General features: G+C 60.6%; 14 protein-coding genes. 6 read left to right on the top strand and 8 right to left on the bottom strand.

Features of this window, described 5'->3' with window-relative positions:
• Nucleotides 1-153 precede the first annotated feature (153 nt).
• The 6 genes from CRN80_RS01960 (at nt 154) to CRN80_RS01935 (ending at nt 7,516) form a co-directional block, all read left to right on the top strand.
• Nucleotides 154-858 (top strand): MtnX-like HAD-IB family phosphatase, encoded by a 705-nt coding sequence (locus CRN80_RS01960; protein ID WP_032893338.1) that lies wholly within the window; start codon nt 154-156, stop codon nt 856-858.
• The gene (locus CRN80_RS01955) at nt 851-2,245 is read left to right on the top strand and encodes an aspartate aminotransferase family protein (RefSeq protein ID WP_032893337.1); all 1,395 of its coding nucleotides are present in this window, start codon (nt 851-853) and stop codon (nt 2,243-2,245) included. Before CRN80_RS01960 ends, CRN80_RS01955 begins: the two co-directional genes overlap by 8 nt.
• Nucleotides 2,242-3,090 carry a carboxylesterase gene (locus CRN80_RS01950; RefSeq protein WP_098949451.1) on the top strand — a complete coding sequence of 283 codons (849 nt, stop codon included), beginning with the start codon at nt 2,242-2,244 and terminating at the stop codon, nt 3,088-3,090. The genes CRN80_RS01955 and CRN80_RS01950 overlap by 4 nt, the downstream gene beginning before the upstream one ends.
• A gap of 136 nt (nt 3,091-3,226) precedes the next feature.
• Nucleotides 3,227-4,351, top strand: coding sequence for a GNAT family N-acetyltransferase (locus CRN80_RS01945; protein ID WP_098949450.1), 1,125 nt, complete (start codon nt 3,227-3,229; stop codon nt 4,349-4,351).
• Nucleotides 4,351-6,129, top strand: a complete 1,779-nt coding sequence (locus tag CRN80_RS01940; RefSeq protein WP_098949449.1) for a HAMP domain-containing sensor histidine kinase — start codon at nt 4,351-4,353, stop codon at nt 6,127-6,129. The genes CRN80_RS01945 and CRN80_RS01940 overlap by 1 nt, the downstream gene beginning before the upstream one ends.
• A complete protein-coding gene (locus CRN80_RS01935; RefSeq protein ID WP_098949448.1) occupies nt 6,119-7,516 on the top strand; it encodes a sigma-54 dependent transcriptional regulator in 1,398 nt (465 codons plus the stop codon). Before CRN80_RS01940 ends, CRN80_RS01935 begins: the two co-directional genes overlap by 11 nt.
• Before the next feature lie 478 nt (nt 7,517-7,994).
• Here CRN80_RS01935 and CRN80_RS01930 read toward each other — a convergent pair whose 3' ends face one another.
• The 8 genes from CRN80_RS01930 to glpD all read right to left on the bottom strand — a co-directional run bounded on the left by CRN80_RS01930 (nt 7,995) and on the right by glpD (nt 16,898).
• Nucleotides 7,995-8,333 (bottom strand): GlpM family protein, encoded by a 339-nt coding sequence (locus CRN80_RS01930; protein WP_014717129.1) that lies wholly within the window; start codon nt 8,331-8,333, stop codon nt 7,995-7,997.
• Nucleotides 8,333-9,613 (bottom strand): sigma-54 dependent transcriptional regulator, encoded by a 1,281-nt coding sequence (locus CRN80_RS01925; RefSeq protein ID WP_230962057.1) that lies wholly within the window; start codon nt 9,611-9,613, stop codon nt 8,333-8,335. The genes CRN80_RS01930 and CRN80_RS01925 overlap by 1 nt, the downstream gene beginning before the upstream one ends.
• Nucleotides 9,614-9,666: 53 nt before the next feature.
• Entirely contained in the window at nt 9,667-11,568 is a 1,902-nt protein-coding gene (locus tag CRN80_RS01920; RefSeq protein ID WP_098949447.1) for an ATP-binding protein, read from the bottom strand.
• Nucleotides 11,569-11,725: 157 nt separating this feature from the next.
• Entirely contained in the window at nt 11,726-12,460 is a 735-nt protein-coding gene (locus tag CRN80_RS01915) for an amino acid ABC transporter ATP-binding protein (RefSeq protein WP_003188952.1), read from the bottom strand.
• On the bottom strand, nt 12,457-13,128 hold the full coding sequence (locus CRN80_RS01910; RefSeq protein ID WP_032893330.1) for an amino acid ABC transporter permease: 672 nt from the start codon (nt 13,126-13,128) through the stop codon (nt 12,457-12,459). The genes CRN80_RS01915 and CRN80_RS01910 overlap by 4 nt, the downstream gene beginning before the upstream one ends.
• Entirely contained in the window at nt 13,128-13,874 is a 747-nt protein-coding gene (locus CRN80_RS01905) for an amino acid ABC transporter permease (RefSeq protein WP_003188956.1), read from the bottom strand. Before CRN80_RS01905 ends, CRN80_RS01910 begins: the two co-directional genes overlap by 1 nt.
• Nucleotides 13,875-14,068: 194 nt before the next feature.
• The gene (locus CRN80_RS01900) at nt 14,069-14,995 is read right to left on the bottom strand and encodes a glutamate/aspartate ABC transporter substrate-binding protein (RefSeq protein WP_003188957.1); all 927 of its coding nucleotides are present in this window, start codon (nt 14,993-14,995) and stop codon (nt 14,069-14,071) included.
• 364 nt (nt 14,996-15,359) lie between these two features.
• Nucleotides 15,360-16,898: a glycerol-3-phosphate dehydrogenase gene (gene glpD, locus CRN80_RS01895; RefSeq protein ID WP_098949446.1), complete on the bottom strand. Its 1,539-nt coding sequence runs from the start codon at nt 16,896-16,898 to the stop codon at nt 15,360-15,362.
• Nucleotides 16,899-17,028: the final 130 nt, after the last annotated feature.

Below are 17,028 nucleotides of genomic sequence, written 5' to 3'. Positions count from 1 at the left end.
AAAAATTGTAGCTCCTGCGACATATATCGCTGCGCATTTCGCCCAAACCCCCAGCCCTGCGGGCTTTTGGCCAGTTGGCACAGTCCCTGCTCTATCCCTTGGCAAGCGCAGACAGCGCGCTCCTCCAAGGCCCTTTACCTAAAGGAAAGGCAGATGATCAACTGGCATATCGTGTGTGACTTCGACGGGACCATTACCCCCACCGATGTCATCGACAACGTCCTCCAACGCTTCGCCGGCCCCGAGTGGGAAACCATTGAGCAGGAATGGCTGGATGGGCATATCGGTTCACGCGAATGCCTGAGCCGCCAACTGGCGCTGATCAAGGCCACCCCCGCTGAACTGCTGGCGTACTTCGACAGCGTCGAGATCGACCCGGACTTCCCGGACTTTGTCGATCACGTCATGGGCCTGGGTGCCTCCATCGAAGTGGTCAGCGACGGCATCGAGCAGGGCATTGCCCGCATCCTTTCGCGCAACTACGTGACTTTGTTGCCGATCCTCGCCAACCGCCTGCGCCAGGTCGACCAGGACAGCTGGCGCATCGACTTCCCGTATGCCAGCGATGCCTGCCGCGCCGCGTCCGGCAACTGCAAGTGCAAATCCACGCCGCGCAACAAGCGCGTGCTGGTGATCGGCGACGGCAAGTCCGACATGTGCGTGGCCTCCACCGCCGACTTCGTGTTTGCCAAGGGCAGCCTCGCCGACTACTGCGTCGCCCACCAGATCCCTCACGCGCGCTTCGACACCTTTGCGCAAGTGCCGGCGTTGCTGGCCAAGCTGCCACAAGGCCTCGCTGCCAACGCCACCACCTTCAACACCTCTTCTGACAAACAGGAACTCTTCCATCATGTCTGATATCCGTATCGCTACCGCCGAAGACCAGGTGCTTCTGGATAAAGAAGCCAAGTACTGCTCCTACGGCGACACCGTTCACTACATCGAGCCACCGCGTATCTTCAGCCGCTGCGAAGGCTCGTATGTATGGGACACCGAAGACCAGGCCTACCTCGACCTGCAAATGTGGTACTCGGCCGTCAACTTCGGCTATGCCAACCCGCGCCTGAACAACGCGCTGAAAAAGCAGATCGATACGCTGCCGCAAATCGCCAGCCAGTACCTGCACAAAGGCAAGATCGAGCTGTCGGAAATGATCGCGGTCGATGCCAAGAACAAGTTCGGCCTCGATGGTCGCGTGCACTTTAACGTCGGCGGCTCGCAGTCCATCGAGGACTCCCTGAAAGTGGTGCGCAACGCCAGCAACGGCAAAAGCCTGATGTTCGCCTTCGAAGGCGGCTACCACGGCCGCACCCTCGGCGCCTCGTCGATCACCTCCAGCTTCCGCTATCGTCGTCGCTACGGCCACTTTGGCGAACGCGCCAATTTCATCCCATTCCCTTACCACTTCCGTGGCCCGAAGGGCATGACCAAGGAAGAGTACGGCAGCCATTGCGTGCAGCAGTTCGCCCGCTTGTTCGAGACCGAATACAACGGTGTCTGGGACCCTAAAACCAACCAGTGCGAATACGCAGCTTTCTATGTCGAGCCGATCCAGGGCACCGGTGGCTACGTGATCCCGCCGATGAATTTCTACCGCGAGCTCAAGCACGTATTGGATCAGCACGGCATTTTGATGGTGTCGGATGAAATCCAGATGGGCTTCTACCGCACCGGCAAGCTCTGGTCGATCGAGCACTTCGACGTCCAACCGGACGTGATCGTGTTCGGCAAGGCGTTGACCAATGGTCTCAACCCATTGGGCGGTATCTGGGCCCGTGAAGAGTTGATCAACCCGAAGGTGTTCCCGCCAGGTTCGACTCACTCCACCTTCGCCTCCAACCCGTTGGGTACCGCGGTGGGCCTGGAAATGTTCAAGATGACCAGCGAAGTCGACTACGGCGCCATGGTCATGGCCAAGGGCAAATACTTCCTGGAAGGCCTGCAAGACTTGCAAAAACGCTTCCCGATCATCGGCGATGTGGACGGCCTGGGCCTGGCGCTGCGCTGCGAGATCTGCGGCCCGGATGGCTTCACCCCGGACAAGGCGACCCTGGACTACATGGTCGAAGAAGGCATGAAAGGCGACATGGTGGTAGACGGCCAGAAACTCGGGTTGATCCTCGACGTGGGCGGTTACTACAAGAACGTGATCACCCTGGCGCCGTCCCTGGAGATCAGCTACCCGGAAATCGACCTGGGCCTCAAGTTGCTGGAGCAACTGCTGGTGCGAGCGACCACGCGGTGAATGCTCAAGGGATCGACCTCGGTGAAGGCACTGCCGGTTTCGTTCTCGGTGAGGGTCCGGTCGGGATCCTGTTGATCCACGGCCTGACCGGCACGCCGACCGAATTGCGTCAGGTCGCCAAGGGCCTGGCCAAGGCGGGCAACTGCACGGTGTATGTGCCCACGCTGGCCGGGCACTGCGGTGACAACAGCGACTTGCAAGCTACGGGGTGGCAGGACTGGTACGAAGGCGTGCGCAAGACCTTCGTACAGGTCAAGCAGCGCCACGCCCAGGTGTTTGTCGGTGGCTTGTCCATGGGCGCGGTGATGTCGATGTATGTGGCGTCCGAACACCCAGGGCAAGTTGCCGGGTTGCTGATGTATTCCACCACCTTGAAGTACGACGGTTGGAGCATCAACAAACTGGCGTTTCTCACGCCCTTGCTGATGAAGATTCCGTTCGGCGTGCACATTTGTAGCTTTGAGGAGAAGCCGCCCTACGGCATCAAGAACGAGCGCCTGCGGGCCATTGTCGAGCGGCAGATGAAGGAAGGCGAAAGCAGCGAGGCGGGGTTGCTGACCATGGAAGGCATCACCGTGCGCGAGCTGCACCGCATGAACGCCGTGGTCAAGAAACGCATGCCGCAGATCAAGGTGCCGGCGCTGGTGCTGCATTCCATCGAGGACGACATCACCAGCCGCTGGAACGCCGATTACGTAGAGCGCCACCTCGGCGGGCCGGTGACCAAGATCCTGCTGGACAACTGCTACCACATGATCACGGTCGATTTACAGTACCGGCGGGTGATCGAGTTGAGTGCCAGGTTTGTCGAGCAGCACGCAGTGCAACTCAATCGTGTGGCGTGATTAGTTACTTGTAGGAGCGAGCTTGCTCGCGAAGGTCGTTAACGATAACGCGTACTGCCAGGTTGAACGCGGTGTCTGTTCGATTTTCGCGAGCAAGCTCGCTCCTACAGTAGAGCGGTGTTGATAAGGAAAAACTGTGATAACCACCCAAGCCTACCCGACCATCCGGGCTATCCAGCGCGATGCCTGGAACGATTGTTTTCCCGGTGCCCTGGAGGATTGGGACTATTACCTGGCCGTGGAAAGCGCCGCGATCGATGACTTTCAGTGGCGTTACCTGGCGGTCTTTGAGGACCAAACGCTGGTGGCCGTGGCGGCCGCGTTCGTCACCCATTATCGCCTCGACACCACCGTGTCGGGGGCTGGCAAGCGCTTGACCGAGCGCCTGGAGCGGCTGTGGCCGGGGGCTCTGCAACTGGCCTTGTACGCCATCGGTTCGCCGGTGGCTGAACGCTGTGATGCCGGGGTCGCCAGCCATGTGCCCGAATCCCGGCGCGCGTTGCTGTTGCAGCAGTTACTGGCGGCTGCGCGCAGCGATGCCGATGCGCTCGGTATCGGCTTGCTGGCGGTCAAGGACGCGCCCACCAACGATCCGCATTGGGCCCAGAGCTGCCTTGCCGCAGGTTTTCAAAGCATGCCCAGCTTGCCCTCGGGGGTGTTGCCGCTGCCTTATGGCTCGGTGGACGCCTACCTGGGTTCGCTGGGCAAGTCCACGCGTAAGGACCTGCGCCGCAAACTGCGCGCACCGGGGCCGCGGGTCGAGTGGCGGCGTAATATCGACGACGTGCTGCCCGAGGTCATGCGCCTGTATGAAGCCACGCTTGCGCGCGCAGACTTGCAGTTCGAACGCCTGCCCGCCGGTTACTTCACGGGCGTGCTCGAACACCTGCACGAGCGGGCGGTCTGTGTTCTGTACTGGGTGGACGAGCGCCTGGTGGCGTTCAACCTGATCCTGCTGGACGAGCATCGGCTGGTGGACAAGTTCTTTGGCCATGACCTGGAGTTCAGCCGTGAATACAACCTGTACTTCCGCAGCTGGCTGACCAATGTCGACTACTGTATTGAACACCGTATTGCGCTGTACGAGTGCGGCCAGGCCGGGTATGCCAGTAAACTGCGCCTGGGGTGCGAGTTCGAGGGCAACAGCCTGTTCTTCCGTCACCGCAACCGGCTGGTCAACGGCCTGCTCAAGCTTGTAAAACTGTTTATTCGACCGGATCGTTCCGACCCTGCCATGGCTGCTGCGATAAGCGAAACCTGATGATTACCAAGACCCGCCAGAAAGCCCGCCCCTTTGCCATTTCGCGTTGGAGCGTCCAGCGCAAGCTGGTGCTGGCGTTCTGGCTGGTCAGCGTGATTCCCACCATGATCGCGGCTGAACTGGCCGCCACCACGCTGTCGCAGATTTTCGACAGCAACGTGCGGATCTGGCTGCAAGAGTCGACCAAGATCGTCAAGGACGAAATCGGCGACATCCTTCACGACAACGCGCGCATGGCCAAGCTGTTCCTGCGCTACACCAGCCCGCCGTCGTCCAAAAATGCCGAGAAGCATGACCGGCTCACCGCCGACATTGCCGATGCCACCGATATCGACGTGGTGGCGCTGATTCGCGCCAGCGACCGTAAAGTGATGTTCAGCACGGCCGCCGATGACATCGTCAGGCAGATCAACCTCACCAGCAACGCGGTGCTGCAAACCGTGCAAGTCGCCGGGGTGAGCACGGGCCTGGTGGTGTCCACCTTCGAAACCAGCCGTGACGGCGTGGATTACCTGTTGCTGGTCGCCACCTACCTGGACAGCAGTTTCCTCACCAGCGTGGCCGATGTGCATTCCCTCGACCTGCGTTTGTACCTGGCCAACCCTGCCGGTTTCTCCGAGATATTTTCCACCCAGCGCTTCGCCAATCACCCCTCGCGCATTCCCAAGAATGTCGAAGCCTACCTGCGCAGCACCAAGCAGCCCAGCGAGCAGTTCACTAACCAGTACAGCGGGTTGTATTGGCCGATTTTCAATGACGCCGGCGAGTTGCAAGGCGTGATCTTCAGCGGCCTGCTACGCCATACCAGCCTGGTGGGGCTGGTGAACCAGAGCAACCTGTTTGTGCTGATCTTCCTGGTCAGCTCGGCGCTGTCACTGGCGGCCGGGTTGTTGGTGTCGCGGCGCCTGACCAAGCCCCTTCGCGATTTATCCCTGGGCGTGGATGCGGTGATTTCGGGCAGTTATGCGCACCGTGTGGTGGTCAGTGGCGGTGACGAACTGGCGCAATTGAGCAGCACCTTTAACCACATGACCGAACGCCTGGGCGAGTTGCACCACTTGGAAGCCCAACTGCGTCGGCGTGATCGCTTGCATGCCCTGGGTGAAGTCGCCATGGGCCTGGCCCATGAAATTCGCAACCCTTTGGGCATCATCAAGACCGCCACCCAACTGTTGCATCGGCGCGCTGACCTGGCGGAAACCGACAAGCGCCATCTGGAATATGTCATCAGCGAGGTCAGCCGCATCAACGAGCTGATTACTGAGTTCCTCGATTTCGCCAAGCCCAACCCGCCGATACGCGTGCAGCAACCGGCACGCGCCCTGGTGGAAGAAATCCTCGGTTTCTGCGGCCCGGAGCTGAGTAGCCATCGCATTGATGCCCAGATTGACGACCAGGCGCCTGGCGCGACGATCTACGCCGATGCCAAGCAGCTCAAGCAGGCGTGTCTCAACCTGATTCTCAACGCCATCGACGCGATGCCCGACGGCGGGCGCCTGACCCTGGGCATTCGCAGCGTGGGCGACAACACCGTGATCAGCATCGCCGATACCGGCGAGGGCATCCCGGCGGACATGGTGGAGCGTATCTTCACGCCATTCGTCACCACCAAGGCCTCGGGCACGGGCCTGGGCCTGGCCAAAGTCTATTCGATCATGGAAAGTCACGACGGCAGCATCGAATGCGCCAGCGAGAAAGATGCCGGCGCGACCTTCAGCCTGTACATTCCGGCTGACGGTGAAGACGACGGTGAAGATGAGGACGGGCATGACGCATAACGTATTGGTGGTCGACGACGAGCCCAAGCTCTGTGATCTGCTGACCCAGGCCTTGAGCCAGAACGGCATCCAGGTGTTCAGCGCAGGCAATGGCCTGCATGCGCTCAAGGTGTTGGGAGAAGAAGACATCGACCTGGTCATCAGCGACTGGCGCATGCCAGGCATGGACGGGCCGGCGTTGCTGGCCGAGATCAAGGTGCGTTATCCGACCTTGCCGGTGATCGTGATGACGGCCTACAGCACGGTAAAAAATGCCGTGCAGTCGATGCGTAACGGTGCCTATGACTACATTGCCAAGCCGTTCGACATCGACGAGCTGGACATCACCGTGGCCAAGGCCCTGCAATTTCGCGACATCATGCGCGACAACGCGCGCATGCGTGCCGAGCTGGACGAACATGCGCAGTTCGACAGCCTGGTGGGCGACAGCCCGGCGTTTCGCCAGGTGCTCCAGGCGGTGGACTCCGTGCGCGACAGCAACGCCACCATCCTGCTGACCGGCGAAAGCGGCACCGGCAAGGAGATGGTCGCCCGCGCCATCCACAAGCATGGCAGCCGTGCCGACCAACCCTTCGTGGCGGTCAATTGCGCGGCCATCCCTGAAGGCTTGCTGGAAAGCGAAATGTTCGGCCATCGCAAAGGCGCGTTCACCGGGGCTGTGGCTGACCGGGTAGGGCGCTTCATGCAGGCTGACAAGGGCACGCTGTTTCTGGATGAAGTCGGTGATATGCCCTTGGCGTTGCAGGCCAAGATTCTGCGCGCCTTGCAGGAGCGGGTTATCGAGCCGGTAGGCGACCCCCGCGAGCGCAAGGTGGATGTACGTGTCATTGCCGCCACCAACAAGAACCTGCTGGATGCGGTGGCGGCCAAGGAGTTTCGCGAAGACCTGTATTACCGCCTCAATGTCTTCCCGATTCCGTTGCCGTCGTTGCGCGAACGCGTGGAAGACATCGCGCCCCTGGCGCGCCACTTCGCCCATACCCTGAGCGCGACCACCGGCAAACGCATCACCGGTTTCAGCCCCGAGGCCTTGCAGGCCATGGCGGCGTATCACTGGCCGGGCAACATCCGCGAGCTGCAAAACTGCGTGGAGCGCGCGACCATCGTGGCGGCTTCATCGGTGATCGAGGATATTGATTTGCCGGGGTATCTGTTTGCTTCCAGACCGAGCGAGGGCGATGTGACCGCGATCCTCAGCGACGGGCCGGGGGTGCCGCGGGATTTGGATGCGGCGCTGGCCGAGGTGGAGAAAGCCTACATTCTTGCGGCGTTGCAGGAGAGCAATGGGGTGCAGGCGGCAGCGGCGCAGCGGATCGGGATTTCCGAGCGCAGCTTTTGGTATCGGCTGAAGAAGCTGGGCATTCAGGTAGACAAGATCGTGCGCTGATCTGAGTGTGGGAGCTGGCTTGCCTGCGAAGACGGCCTAGCAGTCAACACAGCTGGACCGGGTACATATCCGTTATTTAGGTAACGGCCACTTAGGGTTCCGCCCTGACGGCGGCTCACTTTGCAAAAGCGGCAAAGTAAGCAAAACGCTCTTGCCCCACCACTCGGCACCTCGCTTAGGCTCGGTGTGCCCGTAATCCGCCAGTGATTTGGGGGGCCGCCGCCACGCGCCATCCATGGCGCGGGGCGGCTAAACCGGCATCCCTGCCGGTTTACCCCCCAAATCACTGTCGAATTCCGGCCAGCGTGGTTTGACGGGGCGCCTAAGATCAAAAGCAGATCAAGATCACAAGCAGATCAAGATCAAGAGCGGCTCGCTTCGCATCGTGGTTACCGGTGGCTGCGCGGAACTGCACAGTTGTGTAGATACCTACGGCTATCGCAGGCAAGCCAGCTCCCACCTGTTTAACCGCGTTGTGTCAGGTGTGGAGGCGTACCCATACGCTGACCAACACCGTCGCGGCCATCAACCAGGCTACGGCGGCGACTGCCAGCGATGCCTCCAACCGAAGCCGATCGACCATCACATACAACGTCGCCAAATACACAAAGTACGGAATGATCGACCACATCCCGAACAGGATCGTGGTCTTCAAGTCCGCGACCGTTCGGCCTTTGCCGACGATGTAATGGGCGATCAGCGCAAAAGTGGGAAACAGCGGCACCAAGCCCGCGATGTAATAGTTTCTGGTCTTGGCCAGCGCCGCCAGGATCAGCACCACGGCGGCGCCAAGTGCAGCCTTCAAGAACAGATCCATCAGTGACTCAACCCGTATTTCTTGACCTTGTCGAACAGGGTGGTCTTGGCCATCCCCAGTTCCTGGCTGGCCTGGGTCAGGTTGCCGCCGCTGCGTTGCAGGGCATCGTTGAGCAGGTTGCGTTCAAAGGCTTCCACCGCCTCGGTAAAGGCAACCCCTTGGCTGCCGCTGCCGGCGCCGCTTTTCTTGAAGGCGGGCAGGCCGAGGGCGAAGCGTTCGGCGACGTTGCGCAGTTCGCGCACGTTGCCTGGCCAGTCGTGGCTCATCAGGCTGGACAGGGTCTGGTTGTCCAACTCCGGCACGGCGCGGTCGAAGCGTAGCGACGATTGCTGCAGGAAGTGTTCGAACAGTTGCAGGATGTCTTCACGCCGCTCGCGCAGGGGCGGTAGTTCCAGGGTGACCACGTTGAGGCGGTAGTACAGGTCGCTGCGGAACTGGCTGGCGCGGCTCAATTCGTCGAGGTCGGACTTGGTGGCAGCGATGACCCGGCAATCCACCGCCACGCTCTGGTTCGAACCCAGGCGTTCCAGGGTGCGCTCCTGCAGCACCCGCAGCAGCTTGATCTGCAGGTTGATCGGCATGCTCTCTACTTCATCGAGGAACAGCGTGCCTTGATGGGCATGCTCGATCTTGCCGATGCGACGTTTGCCAGCGCCGGTGAAGGCGTTGGCCTCGTGGCCAAAAATCTCGCTTTCAAACAGGTTTTCCGGCAGGCCACCGCAGTTGAGCGCGACGAACTGGTGGGTGTGGCGCCGGCTGAAATCATGCAGGCAACGCGCGACCAGTTCCTTGCCGGTGCCGGTCTCGCCTTCGATCAGCACGTTGGCCGAAGTGTCGGCGACATTGGCAATCAGTTCGCGCAGGTTCTGCATGGCCGGCGAGCGGCCGATGATGCGGCCTTCCAGCGAGTCGCGCTCGGCCAGTTGCCGGCGTAGCGACCAGACCTCCCGCGCCAGCCCGCGTTGTTCCAGGGCGCGGCGTGCCACGTCCACCAGGCGTTCGGGCGAGAAGGGTTTTTCCATGAAGTCGTAGGCGCCGTTACGCATGGCGCCCACCGCCATGGAGATATCGCCGTGGCCTGTGATCAGCACCACCGGCAGGCTTTTATCCAATGCCTTGAGGCGGGTCAGCAGTTCCAGGCCATCGATGCCCGGCAAGCGGATGTCGCTGATGACGATGCCGGCGAAGTTTTCGCCGATGCGCTTGAGCGCTTCTTCGGCGCTGCCCACGCCGACGCTGGTAATGTCTTCGAGCGCCAGTGCTTGCTGGCAACCGAGCAGTACATGGGGGTCGTCCTCGACGATCAGGACGGTGAGGTCTTGGGCTTGTGTATTCATGTCGACTCAGCTCGTTGAGCGCCCACCAATGGCAGGTTCAGGACAAAGGCGGTACCACCATTGGCCGGATGTTCCACGGCCAGGCTGCCGCCGGTGGCGGCAGCGAGGCTTGCGGAAAGGGTCAGGCCCAGGCCCAGGCCTTGTTCGCCGGGCTTGGTGGTAAAAAAGGGTTCGAACAAATGCTTGCGCGCCTCGGGGTCGATGCCGTGGCCATTATCACGCACCAGCAGGCGATATTTGCCGTCGCTGCTCTGGCCTTCCAGCCACAGCTGCGGCGCCGCTTGGGCCTGCATCGCATCGAGGGCGTTGCCGATCAGGTTGACCAGGATCTGCTCCAGGCGGGTCTGGTCGATCTGCAGTTGGGCATTGGCAAAGTCACGGTGCACGGTCAACGGGAGGCTGTCCAGGCGCGCGCCGAGCACTTGGAACGCGGCGTCCACGGCTTTGCCGAGGCTGGCTTCGCCCTGGTCGTCACCGCGCCGGGCAAAGGAGCGCAGGCTGGCGGTAATGCGGCCCATGCGGTCGATCAGTTCGTTGATGGTCTTGAGGTTGGTGCTGGCGGTGTCCAGGGCGCCGCGCTCAAGGAAGCGGACGGTGTTGCCCGACAGCGTGCGCAACGCTGCCAGCGGCTGGTTCAGTTCGTGGGCGATGCTGGTGGACATCTGGCCAATGGCTGCGAGTTTGCCGGCCTGCACCAGTTCGTCCTGGGCGTGACGCAGGGTTTCTTCGGCCTGGCGTCGTTCGCGAATCTGGCCCTTGAGCCGTTCGTTGCTGGCGCGCAGGTCGGCGGTGCGTTCGGCAATCCGACGCTCAAGCAGGCTGTTGGCTTCCTGCAAGGCTTCCCGTGCGGCGAGGCGGGTGGCGATGACCTTGCGCCGTTCGTTCCAGGCTATCAGCAGGAAGGCGACCAGGCCAAAGGCGACGGCCACCAGGATGCCTTGGTTGATCGCGGCGCGGCGCAGGTCGTTGAGCGGGGTGAGCAGGGTAAAGTTCCACGGCGTGTCGTTGAGGGGGCGGGTCTGCGCCAGGTAGCTGACGGCGTGCTGGTCGTTGACCACTTCGGTGTTGGCCGGGAAGGTCAGTTTCTCGGTGCCTTCGTTCAGGCGCTCACGGGCCAGGGGTTGCAGTTCATTGAGCGTCGCCCAGTAATATTGCAGGCTGTGGGCCAGGCGGTCCTTGGTGTCATCGCTCAAGGGGCGTACGGCCTTGAGGCGACGCGCCGGGTCGCTGGAAAGAATAATGATGCCGTTCTCATCGCTCACGAAGGCTTCGAGGCGCGCACGCTGCCAGCGCTCTTCAAGGGCTTCGAGGCGCACCTTGACCACGGCGACGCCGATGATCTTGCCGTGCTCTTCCAGGCCATGGGCCAGGTAATAGCCGGGTTCGCCGTTGGTGCTGCCGATGCCGTAGAAACGGCCAGGCTGGCCGCGTACGGCATTCTGGAAATAGGCGCGAAAGGACAGGTCTTCACCTTGGTAACTGTCGGCATCGCGCCAGTTACTGGTGGCCAGCACGCGGCCGGTGGTGTCCATCACATAGATGGCGCGGCTGCGACTGCGGCGGTTCAGGCCTTCGAGGTAGTCGTTGACCGTCTTGCGGGTTTCCTGGCTCGGGTCGGCGAGCAATTGGGAAACACTGGACTCCAGCTCCAGCAGGCTGGGCAGGTAAGTGTACTTGCTCAGTTCGCTTTCGACGGTACGGGCGTGCAGCTCCAACTGGCGTTCGCCGTTGTCGCTGAGGGTGCGGATGCCGTAGTAGTCACTGACCCAGAAGCCGATATAACCCAGGCCGACCATCAGGGCGATGATCAACGGCGGCAGGAACAGTTGGCGTATCAGACGAGGCTTCACGGCAAGTGATGGCGGCGCGGCGCGATATTGATTGGGGTCGCATTTCATCACAGATGCCTTGGGTCAGCTACTTCTCGCCTGCCAACTGTAGGAGCGAGCTTGCTCGCGAAAAACTCAAGGGCAGCGCGTTAATTCAGGATACACGCGTTATCGTTGTCGTCTTTCGCGAGCAAGCTCGCTCCTACAGGGCAGGAGCGAGTTGCTTTTAGTGCTGCAGAATTTTCTCAAGGAAGTGCTGCGCACGCTCGGAGCGGGCGCTGATGTCGCCGAAGAACTCTTCTTTGGGGCAGTCTTCGATGATCTTGCCGGCGTCCATGAAGATCACGCGGTCGGCCACTTTGCGCGCAAAGCCCATTTCGTGGGTCACGCACATCATGGTCATGCCTTCGTGGGCCAGTTGCACCATCACGTCGAGCACTTCGTTGACCATTTCCGGGTCCAGCGCCGAGGTCGGTTCGTCGAACAGCATGACGATCGGGTCCATGGCCAGGGCGCGGGCAATCGCCACACGTTGTTGCTGGCCGCCGGAGAGCTGGCCAGGGTGCTTGTGGGCGTGTGCCGACAAGCCCACGCGGTCGAGCAGTTGCAGGCCTTTCTTGGTGGCCTCTTCCTTGCTGCGGCCCAGCACCTTGATCTGCGCGATGGTCAGGTTTTCGGTGATGGTCAAGTGCGGGAAGAGTTCGAAGTGCTGGAACACCATGCCCACGCGCGAACGCAGTTTTGGCAGGTTGGTCTTCGGGTCGGCGATGGAGGTGCCGTCGACCACGATATCGCCCTTCTGGAACGGTTCCAGTGCGTTGACGCACTTGATCAGGGTGGATTTGCCCGAGCCGGATGGCCCGCACACCACGATCACTTCGCCTTTTTTAACCTCGGTGCTGCAATCGGTCAGCACCTGGAAGTCGCCATACCACTTGTTGATGTTCTTGATAGAGATCATACGGCAAACCTTTTTTGCAGACGCTTGACCAGCAGCGAGGCGGAAAAGCTGATGATGAAGTAGACGACACCGGCAAAGATCAGGAACTCGTTGGAGCGGCCGATGATGTCGCCGTTGGAGCGGGCGGAGTTGAGGAAGTCCACCAGGCCCACGGTGTAGACCAGGGAGGTGTCCTGGAACAGGATGATCGACTGTTGCAGCAGCAACGGCGTCATCTTGCGAAACGCCTGGGGCAGGATGATCAGGCGCATGGTCTGGCCGTAGGTCATGCCCATGGCTTGTGCCGCCGCCATCTGGCCCTTGGGAATCGACTGCACACCGGCTCGGACGATTTCGCAGAAGTACGCGGCCTCGAACATCATGAACGCCACGACGCAGGAGGTGAACGCGCCAATAGGGGTGTCTTCACCGGTGATCCAGCGCAACACGAACGGCACCGCCAGGTAGAACCAGGTGATCACCAGCAGCAACGGGATCGAGCGGAAGTAGTTCACGTAGGCGCCGGCCACGCGGGACAGCAGTTTGTTGGACGACAAGCGCATCAGGGCCAGGATAGTCCCGATGATGATGCCGCCGACCACGCCCATGACCATCAGCTTCAAGGTCATGACCATGCCGTTCCACAGGCCTGGAATGGCGGGGATGATGCCGCTGAAATCGAATTCCATTATTTGCCCCCCACGGAGATCAGGCCGGGCACTGCGACTTTCTTCTCGACCACGCGCATCAGCAGCATCAGGCTCATGTTCAGGGTGAAGTAGATCAGCGTGGCCAGGGTGAAGGCTTCAAACAGGTTGGCCGAGAACTCGGCGGTCTGTTTGGTTTGCGCCAGCAGTTCCATCAAGCCGATCAAGGACGCCACGGAGGAGTTCTTGAACACGTTGAGAAATTCCGAGGTAAGCGGCGGAATGATGATGCGGTAAGCCTGGGGCAGCAGCACGTTCCAGTAGATCTGCGGCAGCTTGAAGCCCATGGCGCGCGCCGCGGATTCCTGGCCGCGTGGCAGCGCCTGGATACCGGTACGCACTTGCTCGCACACACGGGCGGCGGTGAACAGGCCCAGGCACACCACGACGCTCAGGTAGGCCGAGGTGGTCGGGTTCAGGTCTTGTTTGTACCAGTCCTGCAGGTTCTGCGGCAGCATGTCCGGTACCAGGAAGTACCAGATGAACAGCTGAACCAGCAGTGGCACGTTACGAAACAGTTCCACGTAGCAGGTCGCGATGCCCGATACGAGGCGGTTTGGCACAGTGCGCATGACCCCCAGAATGGAGCCCAGCAGCAAGGCGATAATCCATGCCACGATAGCGATGGCGATGGTCCAGCCCAGCCCGGAGAGGTACCAGTCGAGATAAGTCTCGCTGCCCACGCCGGTGGACTTGAAGAACACGCCCCAGTCCCAGTTGTAATTCATTAGGGTCTCCCCTCGAGATCGATCGATGTACAAGCACCCGCTTGGGGAAGATCCGTTCCCGCCTGACGTTGAACGCCAGGCACACACGATCGGCTCGAAAACCGCCAGGTCGAGTGTTCCAAGTTAAAGCCAGCAGGTAATTACAGACGCCTGAGGGAGGGTTGGCTCCCTCAGGACATAAGCTTAGTCAGGTATCAGATTTTTACTTCTGGCGCTGGTTTGTCGCTAGGGTTAGCGATCAGCTCCTTGACCTTGTCGCTCATCGGGAAGTTCAGGTTCAGGCCCTTTGGTGGGATCGGGCTTTCGAACCATTTGGCGTAGATCTTGTTGATCTCGCCGGACTTGTACAGGGCGACGATGGCGTCATCCACGGCTTTCTTGAAGTCCGGGTCGCCTTTGCGAACCATGCAAGCGTAGGCTTCGAAGGACTGCGGAGTACCGGTAATGACCCAGTCATCAGGCTTCTTGGCCTTGGCTTCTTCACCGGCCAGCAGGGCGTCGTCCATCATGAATGCAACGGCGCGGCCGCTTTCGAGCATCTGGAAGGATTCGCCGTGGTCTTTGGCGGAGATGACGTTCATGCCCATCTGCTTGTCGGCGTTCATCGCCTTGATGATGCGCTCGGACGTGGTGCCGGCGGTGGTCACCACGTTTTTGCCTTTCAGGTCGGCAAAGTCAGCGTAGGACGGCTTGCCTTCCTTGTCTTTCTTGACCAGCAAACGGGTGCCGATTTCGAAGATGTTGACGGTGAAATCAACTTGCTGGGCGCGTTCGGTGTTGTTGGTGGTGGAGCCGCACTCCAGATCCGCGGTGCCGTTCTGGATCAACGGGATACGGGTTTGCGAGGTCACCAGGTTGTACTTGGCTTTGAGGTCGGGTTTGTTCAGGTCTTTTTTCAGCTGCTCGACGACGGCCAACTGGATGTCGTGGGAGTAGCCCACGGGTTTGCCCGAGCCATCCGCGATGTAGGAAAACGGAATGGAGCTGTCGCGGTGAGCGAGAGTGATGGTGCCGGAGTCGTTGATTTTCTTCAGTGTGCCGGTGAGTTCGGCGGCAAAAACTGGAGTGCTGATCAGAGCAGCAGCGATAGCTGCGCCCAGGATATGGGGAACGATGCGCATCAATACTTCCTCGACATTTGTTTTTTTTATGAAGCCAGCTGAACGGCTCTCTTGTATAGCGACTGCCCGTGACGGCTTCTAAGGCGCCTCAGGCAATCGTTGAAGAGTGTAGAGCATGAGTCGTGCCATACCGAAAACAAAAGGATAACTTCATGATTTATATGGAAATTAACTTTTTGTTTCGGCGATATTTTCGGTCAGGAGTCCGGCAAACCGAATAGGGTGGACGGGCGTGTTCGGAAAACCGAATAGTCTGTAGGTGCGAGCTTGCTCGCGAAAAACGCAAAAGCGCCGCGTTTATGCTGAGTAAACGCGGCGCTCTCAGGTTTTTCGCGAGCAAGCTCGCTCCTACACGGTAGGGCTGTCAGGCGGCTTCGATCTTGCTGCGGCTCTGCTCGACCTTGGACAGGTAGCGTTGCAGGTTTTCCTGTTCCTGCTCGGTGGTGAACAGGCCAAGCTTGGTACGGCGCCACAGCACGTCCTGCGGTTGTGTCACCCACTCTTCGGCGCACAGGTAGTCGACTTCGCGGGTATACAGGCCACCACCCAGATGGTCACCCAGGTCGGCCAGCGATTGCACGCCCTCCAGCAGGCGCCAGGTGCGGCTGCCGTAAGTGGTGGACCAGCGGCGGGCGATCTCGCTCGGTACCCAGTCGAACTTGGCGCGGATGGCGTCGGCCAGGGCTTCAGGGGTGCTCATATTTTCGCCGCCGGGCAGGCTCGCCGTGGCAGTCCAGCTTGGGCGCATCTGGGTGAAGTACGGCGCCAGTTGGGCCATGGCCGACTCGGCCAGTTTGCGATAGGTGGTCAGCTTGCCGCCGAATACCGACAGGATCGGCGCTTCGCCGGTACCGCCGGACAAGGCCAGGGTGTAATCACGCGTGATGGCCGATGGGTTATCCGACTCGTCGTTGCACAGCGGGCGCACGCCGGAGTAGGTGTGGACAATATCGTCACGGCTCAGTTGTTTCTTGAAGTGCGCGTTGACCACCTTGAGCATGTAGTCGGTTTCACCTTCGGTGATCGCCACTGCAGCCGGGTCGCCGGTGTATTCGCGATCGGTGGTGCCGATGATGGTCAAGTGGTTCAGGTACGGAATGGTGAAGACGATGCGCTGGTCTTCGTTCTGCAGGATATGCGCGTGGGCGCCTTCGTACAGGCGCGGCACGATCAGATGGCTGCCCTGGATCAGGCGGATGCCGTAGGGCGAATCCAGCTTCAGGTCGTCCTTGATGAATTTGGCTACCCAAGGGCCGGCAGCATTCACCAGGGCGCGGGCGCGGATCGAGAACAGGCTGCCGTCGGCACGCTCCATGTTCATTTCCCACAGGCCGTTGCTGCGATGGGCGCTGACGCAACGGGTCTGCGTGTGGATGTGCGCGCCTTTCTCGCGGGCTGCCATGGCGTTGAGCACGACCAGGCGGGCGTCATCGACCCAGCAGTCGGAGTATTCGAAGCCTCGGGTGATTTCACTTTTCAGCGGGCTGTCGGCGCCAAACTTGAGGCTTTTGGAGCCTGCCAGTTTCTCGCGCTTGCCCAAGTGGTCATACAGGAACAGGCCAGCACGAATCATCCACGCCGGGCGCAGGTGCGGGCGGTGCGGCAGTACGAAGCGCATTTGCTTGACGATGTGCGGCGCTTTGCCCAGCAGCACTTCCCGTTCTGCCAGGGCTTCACGCACCAGACGGAATTCGTAGTGTTCCAGGTAGCGCAGACCACCATGGATCAGCTTGCTGCTGGCCGAAGAGGTGTGGCTGGCCAAGTCATCCTTTTCGCAAAGGAATACCGACAAACCGCGACCGGCTGCGTCTGCTGCAATCCCGACGCCATTGATCCCGCCACCAATTACGGCAACGTCATAGACTTCGGCAAGCGGTGGAGCAGGCAAGGTGGAAGGGTTCATCGGCTGGCCTCGCGATCTTTTCGTCTTGGAATTCGAACATAAATGTTCATTTGCGAAAATGGTAGCTGATAATTGCGGGCACAGCCACCCGACTTCGATTGAAAAAACTCATCGAAGGGTGGGGAAAGGA

The sequence above is a fragment of the Pseudomonas sp. FDAARGOS_380 genome (assembly GCF_002591235.1).
Lineage (GTDB): Bacteria > Pseudomonadota > Gammaproteobacteria > Pseudomonadales > Pseudomonadaceae > Aquipseudomonas > Aquipseudomonas salmasensis.
Note: the sequence above shows the minus strand (reverse complement) of the source record. Positions and strands in the feature narration are given on the sequence as shown.